This is a genomic window from Labilibaculum sp. K2S, from assembly GCF_030372765.1.
Taxonomy (GTDB): domain Bacteria; phylum Bacteroidota; class Bacteroidia; order Bacteroidales; family Marinifilaceae; genus Labilibaculum.
The window spans coordinates 105,257-129,852 of the sequence record NZ_JAUCMW010000001.1; the positions used below are offsets into that span (position 1 = coordinate 105,257).

General features: G+C 35.4%; 24 protein-coding genes. 6 read left to right on the forward strand and 18 right to left on the reverse strand.

The annotated features are described in order from the left end of the window. Window positions 1–23: 23 nt before the first annotated feature. The 4 genes from QUH73_RS00445 (at window position 24) to QUH73_RS00460 (ending at window position 2,658) form a co-directional block, all read left to right on the forward strand. Window positions 24–341, forward strand: a complete 318-nt coding sequence (locus tag QUH73_RS00445) for a hypothetical protein (RefSeq protein ID WP_289528476.1) — start codon at window positions 24–26, stop codon at window positions 339–341. A gap of 113 nt (window positions 342–454) precedes the next feature. Beyond that, entirely contained in the window at window positions 455–1,123 is a 669-nt protein-coding gene (locus QUH73_RS00450) for a 3-keto-disaccharide hydrolase (RefSeq protein WP_289528477.1), read from the forward strand. Between the two features lie 89 nt (window positions 1,124–1,212). After that, on the forward strand, window positions 1,213–1,854 hold the full coding sequence (locus tag QUH73_RS00455) for a hypothetical protein (protein WP_289528478.1): 642 nt from the start codon (window positions 1,213–1,215) through the stop codon (window positions 1,852–1,854). Between the two features lie 177 nt (window positions 1,855–2,031). Beyond that, the gene (locus tag QUH73_RS00460; RefSeq protein WP_289528479.1) at window positions 2,032–2,658 is read left to right on the forward strand and encodes an MOSC domain-containing protein; all 627 of its coding nucleotides are present in this window, start codon (window positions 2,032–2,034) and stop codon (window positions 2,656–2,658) included. Between the two features lie 32 nt (window positions 2,659–2,690). Here QUH73_RS00460 and QUH73_RS00465 read toward each other — a convergent pair whose 3' ends face one another. Together QUH73_RS00465 and QUH73_RS00470 are read right to left on the reverse strand one after the other, a co-directional pair. Next, on the reverse strand, window positions 2,691–3,422 hold the full coding sequence (locus QUH73_RS00465; RefSeq protein WP_289528480.1) for a hypothetical protein: 732 nt from the start codon (window positions 3,420–3,422) through the stop codon (window positions 2,691–2,693). Between the two features lie 135 nt (window positions 3,423–3,557). Beyond that, a complete protein-coding gene (locus QUH73_RS00470) occupies window positions 3,558–5,078 on the reverse strand; it encodes a M28 family metallopeptidase (protein WP_289528481.1) in 1,521 nt (506 codons plus the stop codon). Window positions 5,079–5,245: 167 nt separating this feature from the next. Here QUH73_RS00470 and QUH73_RS00475 point away from each other — a divergent pair, with 167 nt between their 5' ends. Continuing rightward, entirely contained in the window at window positions 5,246–5,959 is a 714-nt protein-coding gene (locus QUH73_RS00475) for a protein-L-isoaspartate(D-aspartate) O-methyltransferase (RefSeq protein ID WP_289528482.1), read from the forward strand. A gap of 2 nt (window positions 5,960–5,961) precedes the next feature. Here the strand turns inward: QUH73_RS00475 and QUH73_RS00480 are convergent, their stop codons facing one another. The 5 genes from QUH73_RS00480 to QUH73_RS00500 all read right to left on the reverse strand — a co-directional run bounded on the left by QUH73_RS00480 (window position 5,962) and on the right by QUH73_RS00500 (window position 11,057). Next, entirely contained in the window at window positions 5,962–6,465 is a 504-nt protein-coding gene (locus tag QUH73_RS00480) for a hypothetical protein (RefSeq protein ID WP_289528483.1), read from the reverse strand. 53 nt (window positions 6,466–6,518) lie between these two features. Continuing rightward, window positions 6,519–6,911 carry a DUF302 domain-containing protein gene (locus QUH73_RS00485; protein WP_289528484.1) on the reverse strand — a complete coding sequence of 131 codons (393 nt, stop codon included), beginning with the start codon at window positions 6,909–6,911 and terminating at the stop codon, window positions 6,519–6,521. Between the two features lie 99 nt (window positions 6,912–7,010). Next, the gene (locus QUH73_RS00490; protein ID WP_289528485.1) at window positions 7,011–7,433 is read right to left on the reverse strand and encodes a hypothetical protein; all 423 of its coding nucleotides are present in this window, start codon (window positions 7,431–7,433) and stop codon (window positions 7,011–7,013) included. A gap of 218 nt (window positions 7,434–7,651) precedes the next feature. Continuing rightward, window positions 7,652–10,675, reverse strand: coding sequence for a TonB-dependent receptor plug domain-containing protein (locus QUH73_RS00495; RefSeq protein WP_289528486.1), 3,024 nt, complete (start codon window positions 10,673–10,675; stop codon window positions 7,652–7,654). Then, on the reverse strand, window positions 10,659–11,057 hold the full coding sequence (locus QUH73_RS00500) for a BlaI/MecI/CopY family transcriptional regulator (protein WP_289528487.1): 399 nt from the start codon (window positions 11,055–11,057) through the stop codon (window positions 10,659–10,661). The genes QUH73_RS00495 and QUH73_RS00500 overlap by 17 nt, the downstream gene beginning before the upstream one ends. Before the next feature lie 329 nt (window positions 11,058–11,386). Between QUH73_RS00500 and QUH73_RS00505 the strand changes: the two genes are divergently transcribed. After that, a complete protein-coding gene (locus QUH73_RS00505) occupies window positions 11,387–11,860 on the forward strand; it encodes an aminoacyl-tRNA deacylase (protein ID WP_289528488.1) in 474 nt (157 codons plus the stop codon). 137 nt (window positions 11,861–11,997) lie between these two features. On the opposite strand, the gene QUH73_RS00510 is transcribed toward QUH73_RS00505, so the two are convergent. From QUH73_RS00510 to QUH73_RS00560, 11 genes are all read right to left on the reverse strand, one after another. Further along, window positions 11,998–12,984: an N-acetylmuramoyl-L-alanine amidase family protein gene (locus QUH73_RS00510; protein ID WP_289528489.1), complete on the reverse strand. Its 987-nt coding sequence runs from the start codon at window positions 12,982–12,984 to the stop codon at window positions 11,998–12,000. Window positions 12,985–13,088: 104 nt separating this feature from the next. Continuing rightward, window positions 13,089–13,964, reverse strand: a complete 876-nt coding sequence (locus tag QUH73_RS00515; RefSeq protein ID WP_289528491.1) for a DUF4249 domain-containing protein — start codon at window positions 13,962–13,964, stop codon at window positions 13,089–13,091. 150 nt (window positions 13,965–14,114) lie between these two features. Continuing rightward, window positions 14,115–16,706 carry a TonB-dependent receptor gene (locus tag QUH73_RS00520; RefSeq protein WP_289528492.1) on the reverse strand — a complete coding sequence of 864 codons (2,592 nt, stop codon included), beginning with the start codon at window positions 16,704–16,706 and terminating at the stop codon, window positions 14,115–14,117. A 137-nt stretch (window positions 16,707–16,843) separates the two neighbouring features. Then, entirely contained in the window at window positions 16,844–17,299 is a 456-nt protein-coding gene (locus tag QUH73_RS00525) for a hypothetical protein (RefSeq protein WP_289528493.1), read from the reverse strand. Window positions 17,300–17,425: 126 nt separating this feature from the next. After that, window positions 17,426–17,959, reverse strand: coding sequence for a DUF3575 domain-containing protein (locus QUH73_RS00530; RefSeq protein ID WP_289528494.1), 534 nt, complete (start codon window positions 17,957–17,959; stop codon window positions 17,426–17,428). Window positions 17,960–17,976: 17 nt separating this feature from the next. Further along, on the reverse strand, window positions 17,977–18,954 hold the full coding sequence (locus tag QUH73_RS00535) for a FecR family protein (protein ID WP_289528495.1): 978 nt from the start codon (window positions 18,952–18,954) through the stop codon (window positions 17,977–17,979). A gap of 70 nt (window positions 18,955–19,024) precedes the next feature. Continuing rightward, the gene (locus QUH73_RS00540) at window positions 19,025–19,600 is read right to left on the reverse strand and encodes an RNA polymerase sigma-70 factor (RefSeq protein WP_289528496.1); all 576 of its coding nucleotides are present in this window, start codon (window positions 19,598–19,600) and stop codon (window positions 19,025–19,027) included. A gap of 776 nt (window positions 19,601–20,376) precedes the next feature. Then, window positions 20,377–21,546, reverse strand: coding sequence for a DUF819 family protein (locus QUH73_RS00545; RefSeq protein WP_101307973.1), 1,170 nt, complete (start codon window positions 21,544–21,546; stop codon window positions 20,377–20,379). 156 nt (window positions 21,547–21,702) lie between these two features. Continuing rightward, window positions 21,703–22,983: a DEAD/DEAH box helicase gene (locus QUH73_RS00550; protein ID WP_289528497.1), complete on the reverse strand. Its 1,281-nt coding sequence runs from the start codon at window positions 22,981–22,983 to the stop codon at window positions 21,703–21,705. A 94-nt stretch (window positions 22,984–23,077) separates the two neighbouring features. Beyond that, window positions 23,078–24,082, reverse strand: coding sequence for a lysylphosphatidylglycerol synthase transmembrane domain-containing protein (locus QUH73_RS00555; RefSeq protein WP_289528498.1), 1,005 nt, complete (start codon window positions 24,080–24,082; stop codon window positions 23,078–23,080). Between the two features lie 102 nt (window positions 24,083–24,184). Next, window positions 24,185–24,595, reverse strand: coding sequence for a DUF5655 domain-containing protein (locus QUH73_RS00560; protein ID WP_289528499.1), 411 nt, complete (start codon window positions 24,593–24,595; stop codon window positions 24,185–24,187). Between the last annotated feature and the right edge of the window lies 1 nt (window position 24,596).

Here is a 24,596-nt window from a genome sequence, read left to right on the forward strand (position 1 = left end):
AGTAAAACGAAACAAATAACGAAATGAATGATTTTTTGATAGCAATAGGTATTGGTCTTACAGCTGGTTTGATCGACATTATTCCAATGATGATTCAGAAACTTGATAAGCGGGATACTATCTCAGCTTTTGTACACTATTTCGCACTTGGATTAATTATTCCATTTGTGAATTGGGGATTAACTGCATGGATGACAGGAATGATTATCGCTTTACTGACCGCCATACCGGTTATGATTGTTGTTTACCCAAAAGACAAAAAAGCAATTGTTCCAATGATACTGTTTTCGTTGATATTGGGTGCGGGAATTGGAATTGCCGGGGCAAAATTTATCGGATAGAAAATGAAGGGATTGATTAAAAAATAATAAAAGACCATGCCGCAATTAATTCCGGAATTATCAAAGAATATCACGAAAAACAAATATTTTTAACAGACTATAAATTTATTTTAATGACTTGTATTTATCGACTATTAATTTTCAGTTTGGTACTGATTCCGAACCTTACCAAAGCGCAATCAAGCATCGAACTTTTTAACCAAAAGGATTTATTGGGATGGTATGCCTATGAACCTGAATCGGGAAAACATGAGAATGCCTCAGAACTTTTTGCTGTCGATCAGCAGATGATTCGTTTGTATGGTAACAAGGCAGGTTACCTAATGTCTGAGCAATCATTTGATAATTTTCAATTATGCGTAGAATTCCGGTGGAATACCGATTCAACATTTGTAAGAAAAAGCAACAAAAAAAACAGCGGAATCACTTATTTGGTTCCAAAGGAAAGCCGTGATACCTTGTGGCCTAAGGGAGTACAGTTTCAGGTAAAGGAAGGTGCGACAGGAGATTTTATTTTTCTTCAGAATGTTACTCTTCGAATTAATGGAGTGCAAACAGAACCTGGCCGAAGTGTGGTTGCCAAACGTTTTACAGATGCAAGCAATGCAATTGGAGAATGGAATACTGCTGTTGTTACAGTGGTAAATGGTAAAATTAAACAGGAGCTTAATGGCAAACTGGTAAACGAGGGAGTCGAATCTTCGGTTTCGAAAGGTCGTATTTTATTGCAGTATGAAGGTTATCCGATTGATTTTCGTAAGGTGCAGATTAAGAAATTATAATGGCTTCAATTAAGCCTATTTGTACCGGCAGATTGTTTTGATATTGAGTTTAAAAAAATATTCAGGAAGTATAATTAAATTAGAATGCCATGCATTATTTGAAATGTAACAATTGCGGACACTTAAATGATCTTAAATCGGAGTACATGACTTTTTGTACAAAGTGCAATAAAAAGCTCGAAAACAATTACTCCGATTGGAAAATTCGTAATTCAGATCAATCATTTGATGAATACAAACAAGCCGTGTGCACTACCGAAGCCATTGAATCGTCTAAGGAGCTGCCAAAATCGAAGAAAAGGAAAGGGCTTACATATTGGATCGCATTTGCTGTGGCATTTGCAATTTTTTATGCCATTGGACAATTTGGAGGGGAAAGTTTAGCAGGATTATTTCGGAAAACAACATTCGATAAAGCATTAATGGAAACGGCAGGCGAACTTAATAAATCGTGCCCGATTATGGTTGATAATGCTACCAGGCTTGACAATGCAGTTGCATTGCCCGACAATGTTTTTCAATACAATTACACTCTTATTGGTATGAATAAGGATTCAGTAAACATTGAAGAACTAAAAACTTACTTGGAGCCGACCATTACCAATTACGTAAAAACAAATCCCGACATGCAGAGCATGAGAGACAATAAAGTGAAAGTGAATTATTACTATAAGGACAAGTCGGGTGTTTATTTATTTACCATTTCGGTAAAACCGGAACAATACGAATAATAAAAAAAAATGCAGGTTTTAATACAGCAGTTCCTTAATTTACCTAGCTCTGTCAGGGAAATAAAATCAAGGTTTTACTTTTTGCGACAACAACTTATCGGATGAGGCAGATTGGAATGTGCTGTACCGAAATCCCATAAAAAGTAATCGTTGCACAATGATATTTAAAATCAAACAATGAAAGTCGTTTCCACAAATATTGGCGAAAGCGTAGAAATTAATTATCACGGAAAAATTGAAAAAACAGGCATATATAAATATGCTGTTGATCAGGCAATTTTTCTTGGTAAAGAAGATGTTGTTAATGATTCGGTGATTGACAGACGATATCATGGAGGTGCTGATAAAGCCTGTTACTGGTATTCTGAAAAGCATTACGCCTTTTGGAAAGATAAATTCCCAAATTTGGATTGGAATTTTGGAATGTTTGGTGAAAATTTAACCATTTCTGATTTGGATGAAGGAGACATTAAAATTGGTGATGTTTTGCAAATAGGAAATGCCAAGGTTCAGGTTACCCAGCCCCGGCAACCGTGTTACAAACTAAATCATCGGTTTGATTGTGACAGCATGGTTCGCCAGTTTATTGATGCTGGTTTTCCGGGTATTTATATTCGTGTGATTGAAGAAGGTGAAGTAAGGAAAGGGGATGAGTTAATTTTACTGGAAAGAAGAGAGGAAAGCCTTTCAATTAGAGAAGTGTACAATCTGTTGTACGAATCCTCCAAAGATCAACTTAAACTCGAGAAGGCATTATCTGATCCGGCACTGGCAACAAGCTGTAAAAGAGATTTGAATAAATAAGAAAGGACAGCGGTGGCTGTCCTTTTTGTATGTTAACTTCCTAATATTATTTTTCGAATTATGGCTTCATGGTCAGTAGTACTCACATCCATATTAAATCCTATTTTATAGATCAAGCCGTTGTACCAGGTGTAATATTGTGATGAGCCTGTCGACTCCTTATCCATCAGTTTGTCCTCTTCAATGAATTTATAATAGTCAAACATTCTGGGCCAGCTTCCTGATGCAGGTTTGTAATACAAAGGATGAGTTCCTTCCAAAACTAATTTTTCATAACCCGTAATATTTTCTTCCATTGCTAATGTGGCTTGTTCATCTGCGAAGGGATCTTCAGGATATTGAGTAATAGAGATGATAAAGAAATCTTTAAAATTGGTTTGATAGCTCGAATCATTCTCCAAATAAGAAAATTGAACCTGAAACACCAATTTATTAAAGGCATTCCATGAAGTCACAATATTTGCTTCTTGCTGAGCAACTGTAAACGGCAAATCGCTTTGCGATATCAGGTTAATTTTATCTCTCATGACTGAAGGAATGCTGGATAGAGCTTCCGAAAAACTCACAGGAGCAAAATAGTCCACTTTTTCGCGGAATTCTAATAATTCAAAATCATAGTTGTAGGTATGTTGTCTTCCATCAACTTCGTTTAAATTTTCCAGTAGTGCCTGGTTTTCATCAATATAACCGGAATGTTCGTTGTCTTTTGCACATGAAAAACTTCCAATAACGAAAAGTATAATGAAAAAATAATGACGTCTCATAATGATGTAATTAGGTAAATCAATTGTAACAATACAAACATACGTAAAAATTGATTTTATGTTCTGTCTTGTTTAAAATTAAATAATCATACTATGATTTTTTTTCATCCTAAATACAAGAATTAAAAGTTGTGTTTATTTTTCATTTGCCAGTTCCCAGGCAGTTAAAAACACTAATTGGGATACTTTGTTTATAGCTTGGAAATCGATCTTTTCGGCTGTGTCTCTTGCTTGATGATAGTCTTTGTGCAAGCCGTTAAAATAAAAAACAGCGGGAATGCCATGTTTCACAAAGGATGCTTGATCCGAGGCTTGATAGAGAAAATTATCAGGCATATCGTATCTGTAATCAAGACGTAACTTTGTACTAATCTGATTTATACTATCGGATATGACTTTCAATTTGGGCTTGAGATGATTGGTTCCCAAAAGGTAAATATAATCTGTGGTATCATTAAATTCATCGTGTCGGCCCAGCATATCCAAATTTAAATTTCCAACAATATTCGATAAGGGAAACGGTGGGTTGTCTACAAAATATTTCGATCCGCACAAACCTTTTTCTTCTCCTGTAAATGCAGCAAAAAGGATGCTTCGTTTTGTTTTATGCCCCTTATCGCTGGCTTCCTGAAATTTTCGTGCAATTTCTATGATTGCAGCAGTTCCTGATGCATTATCATTCGCTCCATTGAATATTTCACCATCTTTTTTCCCAACATGATCGTAATGAGCAGAAATAACTAAAACTTCTTCCTTTTTATTGGTTCCAGGCAGATAAGCGAACACATTTTCAGTATTTACTTCCTTGTATTTTAGGTCAAAATTAAAAGTGAATTTACAGATTTTCTGTTCTGTTTTATTCATTTTTTTTGTCTCTAAAATCTGTTTTAATCTTTTGGGTTTGATTTGAAGAAGTGCACAGGCAACCGGATTCGAGATTGCACCCTGATAGGTGTGCATTCTGTTTTTATATTGGGTAAAGGATTTGGAAGAGCCGATGGAGTCAAACGGATTAAAATTGTTATTAATTTCCGATTTTAGAACCATTCCTTTTGGAGATATTATCTTTTTCTTATCAAGTAACTCTTTGTATTGATTGTTTTGATTTGGATTGCAAAACAGTATCAATTTGGCTTTGGAAGCCACCGCAATATCATTCGATTTTATGGCTGCAGCATACAGATTTGTGCTCAGGAAGAGAACAGCCTTGTTAGAATAATCTTTGTTTATATAACTTGTGTCAGGAGCAGTTCCCAAAAAAACAAGATCCAAGCTATCATTTGAATAATTGGTGAATCCTGATATCAGAATGTCTTCGTAATTTTTAAATACTTTACCAACGATCTGAATTTCAGCATCAGCTTGCTCGTTTTTGTAGATGGCGAAATTCTGAAAATATCCCGAACGGTCCTTGTTTCCTTTAGGATTGTTTACACCTGCATTTATGAATTGCTGGCAGATGTACTGAGCCGCAAGCTTTTGTCCTTTACTTCCAGTGTCTCTGCCTTCCATATTATCGGAGGATAGTGTTACAATATCGTTTTGTATTTGCTTGGTCGATAGTGATTTTGAATAGTGCAAGGCGATACTGTCTTGTGCACTTAAATAAAAAAAATTACTTACTGATATGAAAAGGATAACGATGATTGATCTCATGGGAAACATTTTAATTATGAAATATGGAATTTAAATTACTAAAATTTGTTTTCCAATTCGCATTTGGCCTTTATTATTTACTGTTTAAGTAAGGGATTATAGGGTATTTTTTATTCCTCATTTTTAGCTGTAATGTCGTAACTTTAATTAAATAGGGAATTTGAATCATGAAAAACTTCTGCCTTATACTATTGATTGTTTCATTAGGAAGATATCGTGAAGTTGCTAATCGGCAAAAGATGGAATTTGAGAAACTTCGGGAAAACATGGTCATCGAACAGATTATTAAAAGAGGTGTGAATGATGCTCTTGTTATCGGCGCGATGGAAAAAGTGGAAAGACATTTATTTGTTCCGGCAAGCTTAAAGCGTTTCGCGTATCAGGATCGTCCTTTGCCTATTGGGGAAGGACAAAGCATTTCACAACCTTATATAGTTGCTTACATGAGTCAACTTCTCGAATTGAGTTCGAAAAGCCGGGTTTTGGAAATTGGTACAGGATCCGGATATCAGGCGGCCATACTGGGTGAAATATGTGCTGAAGTTTATTCCATAGAAATTGTTGAATCACTGCATAAAAGAGCCTCTTTTGTTCTGGATTCTTTAGAGTATGAAAATGTGAAGACCTTTTGTCGGGATGGACATCAGGGGTTGGCAGATATGGCTCCATTCGATGGAATTATTGTGACTTGTTCACCTACAGCAATTCCCGAAGTTTTAATTGCTCAACTGGCAGAACGCGGACGATTGGTAATTCCTGTAGGTAAGAAGAATGTGAAGAAGTTGGTTCTTCTAAAAAAAGAAAATGGGAAAATAAGCAAACAGATTGATTTACCTGTTCGATTTGTACCCATGCGTGATGAAAAAGGGAAGTTCTATTAAGATTATTTCTTCTTTTTATAGACTCCTTCAAACTGAATGCTCCAAATTTCACCATCGTCAATGGTCGATTCCCAAATTTGCTTTACATCGCCGTTTGGCATTACGATCCAGCTAATTCGATGAAGAGACTGGTCTTCTCCCATATTGGAGTCGGTACTGCTTGATAAAACCATTTTTCCATTGTCAAAATTTCCTTTCAAAAGCAGATTATTGCCATTTTTATCAATCCAAATTTGTTGCCATTTATCAATTTTTTCATTGTAAAAGCTGTAGCTCGTACCTGTAAAATTTTCTTTTTCCGACACCCAATTTTCCTGCAGTAGGTTGCCATTTTGCAGCAAACTAATGGTGTTGTGACCTACAAGTTCATCATTGGTGAACACGTCCCATTCTCCCAGCCAAAAATCGAATAAGCGATGTGGTAAAATAGTATTGTCTGTACCTGAATTTTGAGAAAAGGAGGTAAAATATAAAAGAATAAAAATGGGAAAAAGTAAGTGTTTCATGAGGTAATTTTTGAAAGTGAAACAAGTAATAAAGTGAAAAACTCATTTGGAGTTTATTCTTCAAGATAAGTTAAACAGCGTTCCAGTCTGCTTTTTAGTTCGTGAGCAAAAGGTTGTAATGCCTCGTTTTCAATGACATTAAAAGTCGCTGTTGGGTCCATAATTGAAATATCGACATGACCATTATCTTGTTCAATAACAGTTACATTACAAGGCATCATTATGCCGATTTGATCTTCAACCTGAAAAGCTTTGTAGGCAAAAGATGGGTTACAAGCACCTAGAATCCGGTATTTCTTGAAATTGACGTCCAGTTTTTCTTTTAAAGTAGCTTTCACATCAATATCGGTTAATATGCCAAATCCTTCGGTTTGAAGCGCTCTGGTCACACGGTCAATGGCATCTTCAAATTTAAAATGCGTACTTAAACGGATAAAATAGCTCATCGTTTTATTTATTTGATGGAAATTAATGGCATTGCACTATTTTTAGGCAACAATCAAGTTATGAAAAAATGCGTGAACTGTAAAAAATAAAAACGACGATTAGATATTCCGGTCGTATTTTGTTTTGTTATATTTTCTTCTTGGCGAAAGTTCACACGCTTTAATTAAAAACCAAATTAAGAGTGCGAAGGCAAGAATCCTTAAATATCCCAATACCGGCTCATATTCTATGCCTAATGGACCCGGAACATAACGGGTAAGCATAATTATACTTAGAGGGATGAAAATAAGCATCAACACAATGAGAAGTATTGCAGCTTCTTTATGAACTCTTCTGCTCAAAAGACCAACACCACAAATAATCAGAACAAATCCTAAAATATTAATTATTTCGTAAGTTGAGTTGGAAATAGCAGCGAATATATGCTCAAAAAGATTTGGAACAAGTATATGCATTGCCCCGACAGTAATGAAGCCGATTCCATAAGCAAAACGCAAATGATCATTTTTAGTAAATTTCATGAGGTATTTGCTGAATTGGGAGGTGATCCACACCAAAACATATGAAATGAATATGACAAGCAAAAAGAGCATCGGCTTAGTATTTTAATTACGTGGTTTTCAGTTAATATACGAATTTGATATTTTGCCTGCAAATGCCTGATTTTAAAACTTTATTGTGTTAAATACAAAAGACCACATTCGTGAAATGTGGTCCTTCAAAAACTATTTTTTGACGTTTATTCTTTTAATCGAATAACTACGGCCCCGTTTTTAGCTTCTTTTCCATATTGACTTGTGGCATTTTCATCTTTCAAAACGGTAATGTAATCAATGCTGTTAGGATCGATATTTTTCATTTTTTCTTCTGATATTCTTTCACCATTTATAATATAAAGAGGTTCATTTTTATCCGTATTTTCCAAGAAATTGAGCGAAGAGTTTAAGTTGGAGAATTTGGTTTTTAGAGTAATTACAATGACACCGTTTTTAGCTTCTTCACCGTATTTTTCAATTGCCTGCTCACCTTTTAGCACATTAATGTTTTCAATATCATTGGAATTTATTTCTTCAACTTTTTTTGCTGCTGTTATTTTTCCATCAACAATAAAAAGTGGAGGGTTTTTTATTGAACCTAACTTCATTTTTACAGCTTGCTTGTTATTCGTTTTGCTGGTGATTTCGACGACTCCATTTTTCCCTTTCTTTCCATATTTTTCTATTGCTGGTTTACCTTTTAGTACATTAATACTTTCAATATCGTCAGGCTTAATTTTTTCCGATTCTTTTTTTGAAAGCTTTTTTCCATCAACTACATATATGGCATTATCAATTTTGATAGGATCTTTAAAATTTAAACCTTTGGAATTGATTTCAATAGCCCCGTTTTTAGCACTTTCTCCGTATTTCTTTATTGCTTCTTTGCCTTTTAATATGTTAATATTTTTAATGTCATCGGGATGAACTTTTGTGGCTGCTTCTGAAGAAATTTTGTTCCCATCAAGAATGAATAAAGGAGGATTGATTGTATCTCCTAAATTAAGCTTAACAGCAGAAGTATTTTTTTGATTATTTGATTTACTGGTGATTTCGATTACTCCGTTAATAGCTTCTTTGCCATACTTGGCTGTCGCTTGTTCACCTTTAATTACATTTATACTTTCAATATTATTTTCATCAAGTCCCCTTGAGTCTGCATTTGCTAATTTTTTCCCATCAACAACAAATAGAGGATATTTACGTTTTGCACCTTGAGCATTTACTCCATTTTCACTGGTATAACCATTACCAACAAATGTAGTACCTGGATTTTTCATATAGCTATATCCCAGTACCATAATATCATCAGTATTAATTGAATCAGATTCTCCTTTTTTAGTTATGTTTTCTGATTTACTGGTGATTAGAATTACTCCATTTTTAGCTTCCTTGCCGTACAATTTAATTGCCGAATCATCTTTCAGAACACTTATTGAAGCAAATTCATTTGGTGAAATTTTATCCATTTGTTCTTGAGTGATCTTTTTCCCATCTAAAAGAATAAGAGGGTGTTTATTAGTGACTCCAGATGATAATGAGCTAAATTGAGTAACGCCTGGATTACCTATATTGCCTAAAGTAGGCCTTATATGACCTTTTTTGCCCCATCGTGAGGGGGTAGTAGAATCTTGATTAAATGAACTTGTTGGATTATTTTTTATTCTCTCTTCCAATTCTTTGCGATATTCATCAGAATTAACTCTCTTAATATCTTCCTGAATTCTCGTCTTACTTTCTTTAATTTGCTGATTCATTTTTTCCTGAAACTCCGGTGACTCAATTTTTTCCAGTTGTTGTTGGATGTTCTTACGTTGTTCTTTTATGATCTCATCGGCCTTCAATTTTACCCATTTGTCTGATTTTACAGAATCTTTTGGGAAACTAAATTCAGGAGCATCAAAAGAATTAAAAGGCATTTCTACAGCAGGAGGTAGTGTAGGCATAGTTGGCATAACAGGCATCGGAGGCATTTCCGATAGTTCTATTTTTTCTACCTCAGTTACTTCTTCAAGCTCAATCTCAGTTGCAGCTATTTCTGTTTGTTTTTTTGCCTCTTTTTTCTTTTTTTGATCGGATTTTGCATTGATTAGATCAAGCGGAAGTTCTTCATTCTGAATTGACTTATCAGATTGATCTGCAGTTTTGTCCAGAATGTTAATCTTCGAAAAAAATGCTTTTTGATAATCTGTATTCCCTGAAATTGCAAAATTTGAAATTAAGAACAAGCCGGCAAATAGGAGCGTAAATACGCCGCTTAGTACAAATCGTTCTCTTCTTGGATTGGTTGAGGCTTTAGGTCTAAGAATACGTTTAATCCGATTCAATACTTTTCCTTTTTTACCGGAAAAACCTAATACCAATTCATACTGTTTTTTTCTGATTGCTTCCATATTATTTAATGCTTTAATAAGAGTTAAGGATTCACCACAAACCTTAACCGCCAGATCGTCACAAATGTGCTCTCTTTCGGCATTTACCACAGAAGATAGCCACCAAACTACAGGATGATAAAAGAATATAAGTTCAATAATTCCTTGAATGAATTGCAGCAGATAATCGTGCCTGCGAATATGTGCCAATTCATGTGCTATGATAATTTCCAATTGATTTTCGGGGATTCCACTTAGCATGGAAACCGGAAGAAGTACAACTGGTTTAAAATATCCAATTACAGAAGGTATCTCGAGCAGGCCCGACTCCTTAAATAAAATGTTTTGTTTGAGATTGTATTTTGTCACCAATCGATCAGCAATCGACTTATAGTTAGGCCGTAAAGGATAGGTTAAGTGTTTTTTTAGTTTTAAGGTATAAATGTATTTTAAAATAAGATTAATGGAGAGAAAGAGCATTCCAATCATCCAGATTTTAACCAGATAGGGAAATGAGTTTTCCAATTGAATTTGGATTTGTGTCCACAGTTTGGTAAGGAATGATTCTTCTTGCGGAATGATGTCTGAAGTTCCCAGTAGAGCTGTAAAATCAACTAAAGAGGTACTGGTATTTGATGGTATGTATCGGCAGAATGTAATTGCTGATGCAACACAAATTAGTAGGAGTCCTAAGCCCGACAAAGCATATCGAATTCTTGCATTGTCTTTTGAGATAAATCGAAATATCAACCAAATAATCCCCCCAATTACTGCAGTCTGCCATACAGAATGAATTAAAGACCAGCCAATAGCATGACTCAATTCGTATAAATCGAAATTATTTATCAGTTCCATTTTGATTCGGATTTTCGATGTTATCAATTAATTTTTTTATCTCATTTAATTCCTTCGTTGAGCATTTTTGATTGCCCAAAGCCTGAAGAACCATTCCAGAAGTAGATCCACCAAAAAGAGTGGATATAAACTTATCGATTAACTGATTTTTAGTTTCCTTTTCTTCAACAACAGCTTTGTAGATATGGGTTTTTGATTTTATATCGCGTTCGAGTATCCCTTTCTCAGTCATTATTTGCATAATTTTAAGAGTAGTTGTGTAGCCAACATTTCTTTCTGATTTCAATTTGTCATTTACAAACCGGACATTCGAGGGCCCATAGGTCCATAGAACTTGTAATATTTCTAATTCTGCTTCGGTTGGCTTAATCTTCTGTGGCATATTATTGTGGTGATTTCCGTTATACGATTAATTTCGTAGATAAAGATATACGAAACTTGTCGTATTACAAAATTTTAATACGATATTTTTCGTAGTTCAGTAATTTGGAACTCGTAACAGCAATGAAAAATGATTATAAATACTTAATCAGAATGCTATATCTCTTTACTTACCGCTTTTTTTTTCGTAAATTGAATAGTACTCCCTTTATTCTCAAATATGTGGGGTGGAAGTAAGAACCGGAAATCAAAACCCAATTGGCACTGCCAATTAAAGGTTGTAAAGACCTTCTGTAGAGTGGATATTTTTAACTATTAGATCCAAATATTATGCCTATTCGTAAATTAAAAGAGTATTTAGATGAGCGACATATTAAATATGTAACGATTCGGCATTCATCGGCCTACACCGCCCAGCAAATTGCTGCATCGGCTCATATTCCGGGTAAAATGCTTGCAAAAACAGTAATGATCAGAGTGGATGGAAGGATATGTATGGCTGTACTGCCTGCATCTTATTTGATTGACTTTGATTTATTAAAACAAATGCTGGATTGTAAAAAAGTAGAGCTGGCGCATGAGCAAGATTTTAAAAATATATTTCCACAATGTGAAGTGGGAGCTATGCCTCCATTTGGTAATTTATACAATTTGGAGGTTTATGTGGCTGAAAGTTTAGTTGAAGACGATGATATCGTGTTTAACGCAGGAACACATACAGAGCTTCTTATGCTTTCGTATGAAGACTTTCATAATTTAGTTGAACCTATTACCTTAAAGTTTACACATAAGAGTTATGTGTAATTAAGTAAAATGAAACGACCATGAGTAAACTATCATCAGTATACAAACAAGCATGATTTACAAATGGTAAGTTTCATCTGATCGTAACAATAAAATTAGAAACAGATGAAACAAATAATTGATTCTTTTTTCTGTTCTTACTTCATTTTTAATTTTAGATAATTCTCTTGTATTCCTTCGCACAACCACATGGCTAAGGCTTGTCGGTTTTCTGCTTTTATAAATCGCATTTGATCGTTGTAGTTATTGATATTGCCTAATTCAATAAATACCGCGGGTGGAGTTGTTGTTTGCAACATGTATAATCTTCTTGTACCAACGGTTCCTTCATAACCCCGGTTAGGTTGGAATTCATTATACTTATCTTTCATTTTTTGCAGTAAAGTAAGTGCTAAATCCTTTCCTTTCCTGCTTACTGCATGATGATAAAAATACACATCAGTGCTGTTTCCTTTACTCCTGGAGTCAAGATGGAGGATAATTAATCGTTGGTAGGCCGATTTATTTTCATTTTGTGCTAATAAATTGATGGCTGCAGCTCTTTGTTTTAATCGTGGCGTATGTTTTCTGGGTATTTTCTGTGAAGGATAGCAACGTTCATCTTTATCGGGTTTTAGGTAATCTGCATCTCTAATACCATCATTCGGATCTTGAATGATGAAATGCACTTTGGCTCCATGCGACAGAAGCTCTTCACCCATTCTTAGTACAATATCATATGCATATTCGTCTTCTGTGATTTTGTGACCCGAAATAGTGCCTACAGCACCAGGATCAGGACCTCCATGTCCGGCCACTAAATAAAGAACAGCTCCACTCATTGAATTATCAACCAGTTTTACATTCCGATGATCTTCGCCTAATAGGGAGGCTAAATGCGTTGAATAAAGAAACGGTAGTTTATATTTTTCACCGGCAATTAAATCACCATTTTTGGTAAATCGTCCTTGATTCAAATCCTTAAATTTTTCTAAATCGTTAATGGGAGATATGTGGTTTCGCAGCAGAAAAGAGTTGAAGCCTTCACCATTTTTCGCGGTACTCCATTCGTAGTTTTCCTGAGCGAATAAAGAAGCAATACTTAAAAGAAAAACAGTAAAAAGGATAAGGATATAGCGAATCATTTTTAGCGGTATTTTTGTGAAAAAATAAAAATACGTGTTTTTTCAGTAAATATGGCTATTAAAATACTTATTCGTCAATGATCAGAGCTGAATGGATTTGTTGTTTACTGAACAGCAATTGTTTTTGAATCAATAGCATAAGAAGTGAAGATTCCATAGCCGCAACTAACATTGGAATGAAGGTTTACCTTCTTGTAAAAGGGTAAGTCGTCACGATTGTAATAAGCGGTTAATGATCGTTCATACTTGAAGTAATCGGATGTAATGTGGTACAATTCCAATTTGTATTTCTGATTTATTTCTGAATCATTAAATAATTCATTGAAAGTATATATTGAAATGCTGTTGGTTTCTCCGTTAATATTTTCATCGGAGAATGTGTGGCTGCCACGAAGCATATTTTGCTGTATTCCAATTGAATTTTCGGATAAATTGCCATTGAAAATAATGTTATTGCTATAGAAATCTATATCTGAGAAAGAAGTTCCATTATATGCTTTCAGTAAAATCATGTAGTAGTTTTCCTGCAATGCTGCATCGTCAAATTTAAAAGTAAATTCCAGTTTGTTTTCTTCCTTAATCTGATAAGAAAGATTTGTTATAGCAACTTTTTGTAATGTTTTGGTTTCAGATGCAGCCGTTCCTAAATCAGGGTACGAAACTTCAATTTGATAGGAATTACCAGCTTTTACTACAGATGAATTTAAGGAGTACCACCCATCGTTTTCATGTATCATTTTCCCTAACAACTGATTGTTTTCTTTTATGATGATGTTGGCATCAGACAAAAAAGTATTGATGGATTGTTCCTGAAAAACTGAACTTTTGCTTACATGAACCCGGAGTAAACTATCTACTCCAAGCAGCGAATTGATAACTAGTTTTGGTTCTTCTTCAGGAATGGGAACCTGCAACTCTTCTTCGCAGGAAAAATGCAAAAAAAGCAGGCAAATATTGAGAAAAAGTAATTGATATTTCATCTGTTTATAATTTTAAGTTTTTTTCAGATGGAACTTACCATATAATCATTTCCCTGTGTGTAGAAAGCTTTATACATGGACGTTTCATGTGTTTATAATTTATTTTTAATTGTCATATAGCCTGTTATGGACGTGTCATAATAGCTTTTCTTAAAATTTATAGGAATAACTTACACTTGGCAAAAAAGCGAACAGACTAATTTGCTTTAAGCTGTAACTGGTGGTGCCAAATTCGTTTTGAGTTTCGCTTATGGAAACGTAGTTGGCATTTTTCCTGTTGTACACATTGTTAATACTAATATTCCATGTTCTTATTCCATGTTTCTTGAATTTTCTAAAATTGATTGAGAAATCCATTCTGTGATAATCCGGTAATCTAAACCCATTTCTGTGAGAAAAAATTGGCGTTGAAGAAATTTCTCCTGGATTATAGGGTGAAACCGTACTTATATTCGTTGAAGAAAGAGTTGCAGGCAAACCGCTTCCATAAACCCATGCAACGGAAAAATCGACTTTCTTGCTTAATTTTTGATTTAGTAAGACTGAGAAATCGTGACGGCGATCGTAAGGGGAAGCAAATGTTTTGCCACCATTTATTTCAGGATATTTCACAAAAGATTTGGAAAATGTGTACGCCATATTTCCCGTAGTTTTACCATTGGTTTTACTCAGATTAAGCTCTAAACCATTGCTCCACGATTTTCCAGCTTCTACTATATTTTCCCAGTCGGCACTCACATTCTGAAAAAAATATGCATCGCTGAATTCTAAAACATTACGGGATAATTTGTGGTAATATTCAGCGGTTAACTTTACTGATTTAGAGAAAGAATAATTGGTTCCTCCGGTATATTGAAAGGAATCGATGGGTTTAATTTTACTTGTTACGGGCAACCAAAGATCGGTAGGCAGACTAAGTGAACTGGTTGTAACCAGATGGAGGTATTGAGTCATCTGCGAAAAGCTTCCTGTTACAGTCCATTTGGGATGCAAATAATATTGAGCACTAAACCTCGGCTCTACGGTAGAGTAGTAGGTTCCTTCTACAATAAAGCTACTCCATCGGGATCCCATATTTACAAGGAATTTTTTTCCGAACTGAATTTGACATTCACCAAACAGGATTAATTCTTTTGAGCTTATAATTTGATCGTTGTATGTATTTTGTTCGTTTTGATTGCTGTTTCGGTACAGTTCGCTGCCGGGTTTGGTGTGATGCAGTGAGCTTTCCATTCCAAATTTCAGATAATGTTTCGAGTCGGGAATCCAATCGAATTCCGATTTAAGTGTGAAATCACGAATGCCTGATCTAAATTGATAATTGTAGTTTTCTTTAAAACCTTCACCTTCATTTTGCACGGATTTCTTATCCTTAACTAAAAAGGTATATCTGCTTAGTATCAAAGAAGTATTTCCGAAAAGGTGGTTGCTGTAAATGTGGTTCCAGCGAAGAGAATTTGTGAAATTACCCCAACCAACTTTATTTTCGGTTTTCTCTTTTGATGTGGCTGTTAACTGTTCCGTATTTTTTACATTAATTAAATCGCCGCCCCAATAGGTGCTGAAGAAAATCTTGTCGCGTTGAGAGAATTTATGTGTGAGCTTAAAATTTAAATCGCCAAAATAGTAACCGCCGGTCACATCGCTGTCAGCTAGTTTTAAAATGCCTTTTAGCAGTAAATCGAGATAGGAGCGCCGAACCGAAAGGTTGAATGTTGTTTTGTCCTTTTTAATTGGACCATGCAGGTTAAATTTGGCTGTTAAAAGTCCAATACTAAAATCGCCGCCCAGTTTTTTCGAATTCCCATCTTTCATACGAATATCGAGAACGGAAGAAACACGACCTCCGTAATGTGCGGGGAAACCTCCTTTTATCAGTTTTACATGGTTAATGGCATCAGGATTAAAAACGGAAAATAAGCCGAACAAATGCGAGGAATAGTAAACGGGAACATCATCGAGAAGAATTAAATTCTGAGCAGGCGAACCGTTTCGTACGATAAACCCTCCAAGACCTTCGTTTGAGGACTGAACACCGGGAAATTGGATTAGATTCTGAAACAAATCATTTTCACCTAAAATTCCTGAATTACAGAATTTATCGGAAGTTATCGTATTGCTGCTTACAAATTGATGATTGATGTTATTGCCTTTTTTATCAGCAACGACTTTAATTTCATTAAGAATGGTTTTTGGCTCTAAGGCTATGTTAATACTGGTATCTTGTTTGGGGAATATGCTAATGACAGCATCTTGATAGCCAACATAGGAAATTTGTAGTTTGTATGCTTTTTGATTGAGAGAAAAACTATAAAAGCCAAAGTTGTTGCTAATAGTACCTGTGTAATTTTCTAAATTAACAACACTTGCGTTGATAAGAGATTCACCTGTTTTGGAGTCGGTTATGAATCCGCTGATGCTGTATTTTCGTTCTGATGGAGGAATGCCAATTAAAAAGATTTTATTCTTTTGGTTGATAATTTTAAATGCTTTTGTATCAATAATTTCGTTCAGGAAATATTTAAGGTTTCCTGTTAAGGCGGGAAGTTCAATGTATTGATTTGTATTTAATTCGCTGGTATAGCTAAATTCAGCACCGGTTTGTTTACTTATTTCGTTCAATAATTCATGAAGAGGATAGGCAACGTTTGGAAACTCTAATTGCTTAGACATTAAATGCTCCTGACAGAACGCTGAAGAGGAGAGAAGGAGGAAAGAAAATAGAATTAATAATTTTCTCATGAAGATTGTCGGTTCGAAATGAATATTTGTCAAATTTACAATATGTTATTATAAACGACAAAGGGAAGCCCGAAGGCTTCCTTTTTTAATTTGAAATAACTCCAAAAAGGAGCAGTTCGTAAACTTATCGTTAAGAATTAAATTACTTTTTTAAATATATATCTGGTAATATAGATTCCGTTTCCATCGCCTTTACCACTGTCACTTTCAACGCCACTAGTTACAAAAACAAGTTCCCATCCCTCGGTACTAAGCTGGTTTATTTTCGATGAGGTTAACGCATCGTTTGAAGCAATGTTTTGAAAATTGATACCTGCGATACTATAAAAATTTAATAATTTTGTTTCCGCAAATTTGTCAACTTTCGCATCGGAACGTTTTACATCTTTCTGCTTACTTTTTTTACCATCAGTTCTTTCTGTGGTGAAATCGGCAGCATTAATGGTGTCTTTTTCTTCAATTAACCGGGAACGTCCAATTCCCATAGGCACAATTGATTCTACAGAAGTAATAACTTTGTACTGAACGGTTTGAGCTTGTGATTCAAAAATAAATCCAAATGCGATAACCGCAATAAATAAAAACTTCTTCATTTTTCTATTTTAATAATTATACAATATGCTTATTTATACTTTTCGTCGAATTATTCATAAAAATAAATTCGTTTTCTGTCTTTTCAGCATAATTATCTTTTTGATGTTTCCGTTTGAATTTTAATTCTAGAAAGCAATTCCTAAGGTAAGTCCGGCTCTTAACGTAAAGCCATCCCAGTTGCCGGTATCAAAGTCTTCTTCGGTGCCTGATTTTGCATCAACATTAGCGCTTGTGTAACCCGGTCCAAAAAACCATTCGAAGCTTACTCTTTTCTTAAAAATATACTGCTGGCCAATAATTAAACCGGCACCCAATCCGTTTAAGGTGGCTTCATCATTTACTTCATTCTCCAAGTTGTAATGCAGATAACGAGCGTAAGGCGCTACGAAAAATCCTTTTGGTGTCGGCGAATCTGAAAGATAAAAGCGGTATTCAGGAGTAATTCCCCAACCTCTTACTTTGGTGTCGTCCCAGGTATTCCCTGTGTACAAAAGTCCCAATTGAATACTGCTGTTGTCGTTCAGCTTGTGTTCTATAAAAAATGATCCTGTGCGCACCAGCGGACTTAATAAATTGGCTTTTATTACTGTATTTTGTGCTTTTGTTATACTTATGCCTGCAAGCAGGATAAAAGCGAATAAAACGATTCTGTTTCTCATTGGTTTAAATTTTAGAATTAGTTTTTATCATCAGTAATGGTGAGATGATTTCCCTTTTTCGTAATATGAACTTTTAAAACAAGTTCCAATTCGTCAATTACTTTGTTGATAGGCGCATTCGAAAAAGAATTGGTGTAGGTGAGTGTATCTAATTTAGCACTCCTGTTTGTGATTTTTACACCGTAATAATTCTCAAGATCACTGAAAACTTTCGCAACTGGCGTGTCCTTGAATGTAAGAACATTGGTTTTCCATGAATTGAAATTTAATTCTTCGTTCTTCGATTCGCTTACCTTACGTTTTTGAATGATTCCTTTTTCTCCTTTGATTAGATAAACTATTTCCTGCGTTTTCTGATTTTTCAGACTGACTTTTCCAGAATTCACACTTACAATAGTTGTTCCATCCATTTCATTTTTAACATTGAAGCTGGTACCAAGTACTTCAATAATTGCATTTCCGGATTTGATTATAAATGGTTTGGTCGGATCGGGCTTCACTTGAAAGTAGGCTTCTCCTTCCATCTCTACATTTCTTACTTTTGAATTGAAATATTTTGGATATATGATTTTACTCTCCTTGTTTAAAAAGACTTCTGTTCCGTCAGCCAATACAATTTTATTTTTTGTTTGCAGGCTTTTGTATTCTGCGTATTTACCAAAGCCTGGTGTTGTCTGATACAGGTAAACCAAACTAAGTGAGAGCAAGACAAGAACAGTGGCTGCATATTGCATAAACAGGTTTACTTTTTTCAGTTTAACTGTTTTTCCCGATTTCGCTTTTATGATTTTCCAATCAGCTGTTTCATCAATTTTTTGGAACACTTCAATTCCTTTGCTCGATTTCCAGATTTTCTGCATTTTAAGAAAGGTATCTTTGTTTGCAGAATCAGCCTGTATCCACTTTTGGAATTCCTGCTTGTCCTGATCAGAAGAAGTTTCCTCTAAAATGGCCTTTAAAAGCTGCTCATCGATATGTTGATTGTTTTGTTTCATTTTGCTGTTTCTAATGGTATGACAAATAAGAATGACCGCACACGTACTTGAATTCAAAAAAAATAAAAATTTATTTCAGTGCGTTCAATAGGTAAACAATAAGCAGTGATACCAGCATTGGGCCAATTGTTATCCGTAAGCTTTTTAGAGCTTTCGAGATTTGCGTTTCGACAGTACGTTTCGAAAGTCCTAACTGATCTGCAATCTCCTGATTGGTGAAACCCTCTATTCGGTTCAGCTTAAATATTCGCTGGCATTGCTCAGGCAATTCATCAATTGCTTTAAAGAGGGCGTATTCTAATTCTGTCTGTTCTAATATTTTATCAGCTTCCAAGCTAAAACCAGAACTTAAATATTTGATGTTCTCATGATGAGTGGCATGGTTTTTTCTTTGTTTGATGGTATTTAGGCAAGCATTTCGAACCGAAGTAAACAAATGTGCCTTGGCTGAAGTATGAATTTTTACAGATTCCCGATTATCGAACAGATGAACAAAAACATCCTGAACAATTTCCCTTGAATCATCTAAATCGGATAGGAATTTATTGGCGTAAGCCGTTAAAACAGAATAGTGTTCTTTAAAAAGTTGTTCTATTCTTGTTTCCGTCAGGTTTTCGAACTGTTGGGTTTTTAGCGCGTGTTCCATTTAATTACTAATAGACTGATTTGTGCATGCAATTTTCTTTAAAAGGGGAATTTAACCTCTTTCTAAACAATAGACAATTAAATAGGGGTGGACACGTATCATAAAATGAAAAAAGTTGATTTTTTTGGATAAACCTAGTGCTCCCACCTTAGGTGAGGAGCCCAATTAAATTATGGTGATACTCTTGTATCTTTTGCTGAGAGCCTCACTTGCAGTGAGACCCTCAGATTTTGATAAAGTTGAGAAGTGTCCTGCATGAAAAAGTATCAATTTACCCGGAGCGAAGGCTTTCTTTTCATCATGAAGTGCCCTTCGCACTCGGACGAAGGCTTTTTTTTCTTCATAAAACCCCTTTCGCTCCAATGCGAAGGCTATTTTTCCTACGTAAAACTCCTTTCGCTCTAATGCGGAGGTCTTTTTCTCATCAAAACACTTGCTTCACATCAATGCTAAGGTATTATTCTTATCATTAACCCAGCTCGCATTACTGCGAAGGTATTAGCAAGCAGCTTGGAGAACCATCCGCAAGAAGCGGAAGGACTTTGGATATCAAAATGTACTCTTCGCTTTAGTGCGAAGTTGATTCCATGTACAATTTGGAACAATAAAAGGAAGTGAACTGGAAGTAATTCTTTGCTCGGATATATTCTGCTGTGAGCGAGATATAAAAACACCGAAACTGGAGGGCTTCGGTGTTGATTTTGTGCTTGTATTTAATCAATAAAAATGGCTTTGCAATTGTACAAAGCCATTTTGTTTATATTTTTTGATTCGATCTAGCTTAAATATAAGGCAATGGAAACACCAATAAAGGTACCGATGATGTAACCCAAAATACCAACCAGAATTCCGGGTGTAACCAGCTTCTTTTGTCCCATAGATGCTGCCATTGGAGCAGCAACCGATGGCCCCATAATGTTTGCTGCCGATGAAATTACCACCTCGTAAACATCCAGTTTAAAGAGTTTGGCTACAGCGAGCATAAACAGAAAATGGAAGAGCATAATGGTTAGGTAAAATCCCAATACAGCAGGGCCAATGCTAAATATTTGTGTCATATTGGTAGCTGCACCAATTACCGCCAAAAAGATGTACATCATCCACAAACCAAGCGAAAAGGCTGTGTCTTCCAATGGTTTTAGTCTCTTTGGAAACAGGTTAGCTGCAAGCACTGCTAAAACTGTAATCACCAATATGCTAAGGTTTAATTTTGTGTGCAATAAGTCTTGAAGATAGGGAGAAAGAAGGTTTCCCAATCCGGCAATTAAGGCAGCAATAAATACAGAAACGGCTACCCGCTCCAAACTCATTGGGAATTGTGCTTTGTCGGATGATGTGGCAGATTCCTCTTCATTTTCTTTCTTAGGTTTCACAAAAAAGCGGGATAAGAACAGGAGAGAAGGAGTAAGGAACAGAAATAGTGTATACAAATTCGATACAAAATTATCAACAGCTATAGTTGCCGTAAATAATGGATTGGTGCTGAAATTTAAGATCTCGGCAGCAGCAATAAAATTTACACTTCCACCAATAAGAGTCGCGGCAATTACACCTGCTGTGTTTCCAGAATCCGGACCTAAATCAATCAGCCAAAATGCAATAAAGCATCCCAGTACAATTCCAATAGCACCCAAAATATAGGCCACCAATAGTTTTCCGCTCTCTTTTACAATTTTAAGAATGTTGGAACTGAACAGCAGCATGGGAATAGAAATGGGGATAAAATAGGAGAATACCATATCGTATACATCCACTTTAATTGTTGGATTGGATGCTACCGGTACCACACCAGCCATTGCAAGCAGCGACATGGATATCATGGTAACTAAAATTCCGGATAGTTTGCCAAACCATTTTTTGTGTTCGGAATAAAGACCAAAAGCTGCAGCTCCGGCTATCACGAAAAACAAGGTTAAATTGCTTTCGGGAGATATTAGTGATTGCATAGTTGATTGATTTAGATTAAGAGGAACGAATATATTTCGATTTTTGCCGAAATGCAAAGAATCAGGCTTATTTATTGTTGGCAGGTATAGAGTTTATCCTTAAAAAAAGAACCTCAAATCCATTTTGGTTTTGAGGTTTTATTTATTTCGTATTGCTTACTTTTTTTTCTTTTTCGCTGTCTTTTTCGCAGGAGTTTTCTTTTTCACACTTTTCTTTTTCGGATTTTGCAGAAAATCTTCTGCTTCATCCATTAGTTCTTTCAAGCTTTTCGAGTAATCTTCAGAAAAGTCGATAGTTGCAGTGTATTCTCCTTTGGATATGTCCATTACCTGAATTTCGGTGCCGGTAAACTCTTCAATTTCAGCTAATAATTGTTTTTCATCTGTTGGGTCGCAGAAAGAAATGGCCAAACCTTTTTGAACACCACGTCCGGTTCTACCCACACGGTGAACGTAATTTTCGGCAACATCGGGCATGTCGTAATTTACCACATAATCAACATTGGGAATGTCGATACCACGTGCACTAACATCTGTTGCGATCAAGATTTTGACTTTTCCCGTTTTAAAAGCATTTAAGGCAATTAAACGATCATCCTGTTCGCGGTCTCCATGAATGGTTTGTGTTTCTATTCCTACACGTTCCATGGCTTTGTGAACACGTTCCGCTCTTACTTTGGTTCGCACAAAAACCAGTATTTTACTTTCCTGATGTTCCTTAATCATTCGTTCCAAAAAGAAACGTTTATCATCCATTTTCACAAAAGCAACACCATGCTCTACGTTCTTGGATACAGGATCTTTAGGTGAAATTTGAATACGAATTGCACTTCGAACCAACGAATAAGCCAGTTTTTTAATTTTGGGTGTAATGGTCGCTGAAAAAAATAAGGTTTGACGATTCCTTGGAAGAAAACGAATCAAATCCTGAATGTCTTTTATAAAACCTAAATCCAACATATGATCGGCTTCATCCAAAACCAGAGTTTCTACCTTATCAAGCTGAATAAATCCCTGACTGGTTAAATCGAACATTCTGCCGGGCGTTGTAATTAATACGTCGATTCCACCTTGTAAACTTGCAATTTGAGGAGCTTGTTCAACACCTCCGAACACACAAAAACTTGTTACTTTGGTATGCTTTCCAATTTTTTGAAAAACTTCGGTAATTTGAATGGCGAGCTCGCGGGTAGGAACCATTACAACACATTTAATGCCGTTGCTGCTTTTGTTATTCTTAGCTTTGTGCAGCTTATCGATAATAGGAATCGCAAATGCAGCTGTTTTTCCTGTTCCGGTTTGTGCAATGGCAAGCACATCTTCTCCTCGTACAATTGGAGGAATGGCTTTAAATTGAATGTCGGTAGGTCTGTTAAAACCCAAACCTTCTAGATTTCTTTTAATATCGGGGGAAAAACTATATTGACTAAATTTCATTTTTTGTATTCAGATGATTTTATCGTGCAAAGATAGGTGTAAAATATGGTTTTGTTGAATTCCTAAGAAGCTTGTTGCTAAAAGGGAATATCATTTATGCTTTTGCTGCTTTTTCCAAAGTTTTGGTTTCTGTCCAATATCTGAAATAGCCGTAACCACCAATTACAATGGTACCAATAAATGTTAATCCATTGGAAAGAATTCCAAAGCTGATTCCCGCATTTGGATCCAATTGAAAGGCAAGGAATAACTGCAGAAGTAAGAAATGAGTTGTTCCAATTCCTCCGGGACTTGGCAAAGCCCAGCCGATTCCGCCAATAAACAGAATCACAATTGCAAAACTGAATGAGTATCCTGATGTTTCAGGCAAACAAAGCAGATAGATGTAATTTAAGACAACGAGCATTGTCCAGATTAGTAATGTTAATACAATAAACTGGAATCTTTTCTTAAGAAGCAAGCCTTGCTTAAGCGATAGAAACATACTTTGTAAGAATTCAACGATCTTTTTTACTGGACGCCGCTCTGATTTTTTTATTCTGCGTAAGCTAACTAAGAAAAGGATAAAAAGAACAAGTATGGAAATTGGAATTACATACAAATAGCGGTAGCCGTAAATATGAGAAATTCCACCAATAGTAGAGTCCATAATTCCTTGTAAACGATCCAGTTCAATCCAGAATACAGCAAACACACCAAGACCCAAAATCAGTAAATCGTAAGCCCGTTCGGCCATAACGCTTCCCATAGATACAGAAACCGGAACGTTAGTTGTTTTTTGCAGAGATGTGCAACGAATTATTTCTCCTAATTTTGGAGTGAAACTATTCACGAAGTAGCCAAGCAGTACCGAGGTTAGTACTTTATCCGATTTTGGTTTTTCTCCGGATTCTTCAATAAGCAGCTTCCAACGCAAGGCCCGCAGGTAAAAAATGATGAATAAACATACGAAGCTAAGCAGTATAAAAAAATAGTCAGCATTTGCTAAGCTTTCCCATACCGGAGCCATTGGTTTTTCACGCAAAGTGAGAAACAGGAATACGGAACCAATTAGTATTCCAATTGAATTTTGTATTATTTTTTTTATTCGACTTCCCATTTAATGAAGTTACTGATTTATTATTTTTTTGTAAAGAAATACAAAAATAGGAAGACTTTTAGAATATTTTGTTTCCATAGGAAGTATTATAACAAGATGCGGTTATTTCCTGATGGTTTGATAAGCTTCCTTCAGCCAGTTTTTTAGTTGTTGATCAAACTCGGATAATCCGCCAAGGGCAATGCGGTGAAGTACGCGGTTTTTAGATATTCGTTTGCACAGATAAATTGGAAATTGATCTTCTTCCCGTAGCAGTTGAAACTCCAATATCAGATGATTTTTTTTTGTGTATATGGATAAAAAAGTTGCACCTGTCTTACATTGAATACAGGTCTTTAAATAAATAATTTCAAGCTTTTCGAATGTTATCAGATAGGATAGAAGTGCTTCAAATAATTCTGAAGTATCCGGACTCATTTTTTGTAAATGAGTCTCTTTATCGGTAATAAAGCACGAGTGATATTGGTTTGGACCCGATAATTTTCTTTTGCAGTTAGGACAAATGTATGTCATT

Excerpts from the sequence above, each read along its gene's own strand:
- QUH73_RS00445 (WP_289528476.1), top strand. The coding sequence starts at position 24 with ATGAATGATTTTTTGATAGCAATAGGTATTGGTCTTACAGCTGGTTTG.
- QUH73_RS00450 (WP_289528477.1), top strand. The coding sequence starts at position 455 with ATGACTTGTATTTATCGACTATTAATTTTCAGTTTGGTACTGATTCCG.
- QUH73_RS00455 (WP_289528478.1), top strand. The coding sequence starts at position 1,213 with ATGCATTATTTGAAATGTAACAATTGCGGACACTTAAATGATCTTAAA.
- QUH73_RS00460 (WP_289528479.1), top strand. The coding sequence starts at position 2,032 with ATGAAAGTCGTTTCCACAAATATTGGCGAAAGCGTAGAAATTAATTAT.
- QUH73_RS00465 (WP_289528480.1), bottom strand. The coding sequence starts at position 3,422 with ATGAGACGTCATTATTTTTTCATTATACTTTTCGTTATTGGAAGTTTT.
- QUH73_RS00470 (WP_289528481.1), bottom strand. The coding sequence starts at position 5,078 with ATGAGATCAATCATCGTTATCCTTTTCATATCAGTAAGTAATTTTTTT.
- QUH73_RS00475 (WP_289528482.1), top strand. The coding sequence starts at position 5,246 with ATGAAAAACTTCTGCCTTATACTATTGATTGTTTCATTAGGAAGATAT.
- QUH73_RS00480 (WP_289528483.1), bottom strand. The coding sequence starts at position 6,465 with ATGAAACACTTACTTTTTCCCATTTTTATTCTTTTATATTTTACCTCC.
- QUH73_RS00485 (WP_289528484.1), bottom strand. The coding sequence starts at position 6,911 with ATGAGCTATTTTATCCGTTTAAGTACGCATTTTAAATTTGAAGATGCC.
- QUH73_RS00490 (WP_289528485.1), bottom strand. The coding sequence starts at position 7,433 with ATGAAATTTACTAAAAATGATCATTTGCGTTTTGCTTATGGAATCGGC.
- QUH73_RS00495 (WP_289528486.1), bottom strand. The coding sequence starts at position 10,675 with ATGGAACTGATAAATAATTTCGATTTATACGAATTGAGTCATGCTATT.
- QUH73_RS00500 (WP_289528487.1), bottom strand. The coding sequence starts at position 11,057 with ATGCCACAGAAGATTAAGCCAACCGAAGCAGAATTAGAAATATTACAA.
- QUH73_RS00505 (WP_289528488.1), top strand. The coding sequence starts at position 11,387 with ATGCCTATTCGTAAATTAAAAGAGTATTTAGATGAGCGACATATTAAA.
- QUH73_RS00510 (WP_289528489.1), bottom strand. The coding sequence starts at position 12,984 with ATGATTCGCTATATCCTTATCCTTTTTACTGTTTTTCTTTTAAGTATT.
- QUH73_RS00515 (WP_289528491.1), bottom strand. The coding sequence starts at position 13,964 with ATGAAATATCAATTACTTTTTCTCAATATTTGCCTGCTTTTTTTGCAT.
- QUH73_RS00520 (WP_289528492.1), bottom strand. The coding sequence starts at position 16,706 with ATGAGAAAATTATTAATTCTATTTTCTTTCCTCCTTCTCTCCTCTTCA.
- QUH73_RS00525 (WP_289528493.1), bottom strand. The coding sequence starts at position 17,299 with ATGAAGAAGTTTTTATTTATTGCGGTTATCGCATTTGGATTTATTTTT.
- QUH73_RS00530 (WP_289528494.1), bottom strand. The coding sequence starts at position 17,959 with ATGAGAAACAGAATCGTTTTATTCGCTTTTATCCTGCTTGCAGGCATA.
- QUH73_RS00535 (WP_289528495.1), bottom strand. The coding sequence starts at position 18,954 with ATGAAACAAAACAATCAACATATCGATGAGCAGCTTTTAAAGGCCATT.
- QUH73_RS00540 (WP_289528496.1), bottom strand. The coding sequence starts at position 19,600 with ATGGAACACGCGCTAAAAACCCAACAGTTCGAAAACCTGACGGAAACA.
- QUH73_RS00545 (WP_101307973.1), bottom strand. The coding sequence starts at position 21,546 with ATGCAATCACTAATATCTCCCGAAAGCAATTTAACCTTGTTTTTCGTG.
- QUH73_RS00550 (WP_289528497.1), bottom strand. The coding sequence starts at position 22,983 with ATGAAATTTAGTCAATATAGTTTTTCCCCCGATATTAAAAGAAATCTA.
- QUH73_RS00555 (WP_289528498.1), bottom strand. The coding sequence starts at position 24,082 with ATGGGAAGTCGAATAAAAAAAATAATACAAAATTCAATTGGAATACTA.
- QUH73_RS00560 (WP_289528499.1), bottom strand. The coding sequence starts at position 24,595 with ATGACATACATTTGTCCTAACTGCAAAAGAAAATTATCGGGTCCAAAC.